Here is a 2,139-nt window from a genome sequence, read left to right as displayed (position 1 = left end):
GTTCGCGGGCCGGCGGCCCGCGCCCCGGAATGACGGAGTTCTGCTACGCGGCCGCCTTGTGGCGGCTCTTTTCCTTTTCGGCGAAGGCGCGGGCGGCGTCGCGGACCCAGGCGCCGTCCTCCTCGGTCCGGCGGCGGCGCTCCATGCGCTGGGCGTTGCAGGGGCCGTTGCCGGCGACGACCTGCCTGAACTCCTCCCAGTCGATGGCGCCGTGCGTCCAGTGGCCGGTCGACTCGTCGAATCTCAGGTCCGGATCCGGAACCGTGAGGCCGAGGAAATGCGCCTGCGGCACCGTCGCGTCGATGAATTTCCGCCGGAGCTCGTCGTTGGTGAAGCGCTTGATCTTCCACCGCGTCGAGGCGTCGGTGTGCTGGCTCGCGGCGTCCGGCGGGCCGAACATCATCAGGCACGGCCACCACCAGCGGTTCAGCGCGTCCTGTGCCATCTCCTTCTGGGCCGCGGTGCCGCGCGAAAGCGTCAGCATGATCTCGTAGCCCTGGCGCTGGTGGAAGGACTCTTCCTTGCACACCCGGATCATGGCGCGCGCGTACGGGCCGTAGGAGCAGCGGCACAGCGGGATCTGATTCATGATCGCGGCGCCGTCGACCAGCCAGCCGATCGCGCCGATATCGGCCCAGGTCAGGGTCGGGTAGTTGAAGATCGACGAGTATTTTGCTTTGCCGCTCAGAAGCTGGTCGACCAGCTCTTCGCGCGAAATGCCGAGCGTCTCAGCGGCCGCATAAAGATAGAGCCCATGGCCGCACTCGTCCTGGACCTTGGCGAGCAGCGCGGCCTTGCGGCGCAGCGACGGCGCGCGGGTGATCCAGTTGCCCTCCGGCTGCATGCCGATGATCTCGGAATGGGCGTGCTGCGAGATCTGGCGCACCAGCGTCCGGCGATACGCCTCCGGCATCCAGTCGTTCGGCTCGATGCGCTCCTCGGCGTCGATGCGCTCCTGGAAGCGCTGCAGCAGGGCCGCATCCTCGAGCTGCCGCTCGCCCGTCTCCGTACCGCTGTTGAGGCCCTGCGTGTACATGCGCGTGCTCCCGGGGGTTCGAGGTTGGATTCCTCGCGCGTGTTGGACTTAGTATATGTAACGAAAAACCGGAAGGCAACGCCATCCTGTAACATATTCGCGAGCGCTGCCGATTTGTGAGATCGCGAGCCGCTGGTGAGCGCTTGTCGGTTCGGCCGGTCAGTCGCGGAAGCGTCGCAGCACGTCCTTGCCGCGCCGCAGCGGAGCGCCGGACTCGTCGACGGCGTGCGCGTCGAGCCAGCGTTCGGACGGCTCGAGCAGATCGCGGTAGAGGCCGGCGCACAAGGTGCGGGCGGCCGTGCCGGGCCAGTCTGCCGGCAGCAGTGCGGCCGGCAGCACCGGATCGCGCAGCACGATGCGGCGGTATTCGTGGATGAGCAGCACGCGCGCCACCAGGGCCTCGATGTCGGTCGGCACGGCCTCCCTGTCGAGTGCGGCGCGCAACGGCTCGAAGGTCTCGATGAAACGGTGATAGGCCTCGGCCGTGGCGTCCAGCGGCCAGCTTCGCGCGGCGAGGTCGCGCAGGGCCGCGGGCTCGCCGGTGACCTTCAGGCCCAGCTCGCCGGCGGCCGCGTCCGGCAACGGCCAGCCGGGTGCGACGAAAACCCCCGCGGCCGGCGAGCCCCAGCCGGCGGTGTCGAGGGCCGCTCGCACGGCGTCACGGTCGGGACCATTGGCGAGCAGCACCAGATCGACATGGCCCGGAAAGGCCGGGAGCTGTGCCGCATAGATGTGCCGGGTCGCCTGGGCGAACGTGGTGCGGCCTTTCGGGGCCAGACGATAGAAGCTGTTGCGTCCGACCTTGTGGCGCTCCAGCCAGCCGTCGGCGGCGAGCCGGGACATGGCGGTGCGCACCACGCCCTCGGCGATGTCCAGCGCCTGGAAAATCTGCAGCAGCGTGCCGAGCCAGACGCTGCCGCCGCGCGGCACGATGGCGTCGCCGTAAATGGTGACGATGATCGACCAGGTGCGCGACGGCTCGTGGCGGAGCTGGTCGAGGATCTGCCCCAGCGCGGCGCGGGGCAGCTTTCGCCCGTTCGCAGGCGCGGGACGGGGCGGGCTCATGCGCCGCGGGCGCGACGCGCCGGCGTGGGCGGCGCCAC

The 2,139-nt window shown here is 69.8% G+C and carries 2 protein-coding genes; both read right to left on the bottom strand.

Features of this window, described 5'->3' with window-relative positions; all coding sequences use genetic code 11:
- Positions 1-43 precede the first annotated feature (43 nt).
- Positions 44-1,036 (bottom strand): 1,2-phenylacetyl-CoA epoxidase subunit PaaA, encoded by a 993-nt coding sequence (paaA, locus tag CH341_RS30865; protein WP_111423444.1) that lies wholly within the window; start codon positions 1,034-1,036, stop codon positions 44-46.
- A 159-nt stretch (positions 1,037-1,195) separates the two neighbouring features.
- Positions 1,196-2,101, bottom strand: a complete 906-nt coding sequence (gene paaX / locus CH341_RS30860; protein ID WP_111423447.1) for a phenylacetic acid degradation operon negative regulatory protein PaaX — start codon at positions 2,099-2,101, stop codon at positions 1,196-1,198.
- Positions 2,102-2,139: the final 38 nt, after the last annotated feature.

This window comes from Rhodoplanes roseus (genome assembly GCF_003258865.1).
GTDB classification, from domain to species: Bacteria; Pseudomonadota; Alphaproteobacteria; order Rhizobiales; family Xanthobacteraceae; genus Rhodoplanes; species Rhodoplanes roseus.
The sequence above is the reverse complement of the archived record's forward strand: the minus strand, read 5'-3'. Positions and strand labels throughout refer to the sequence as shown.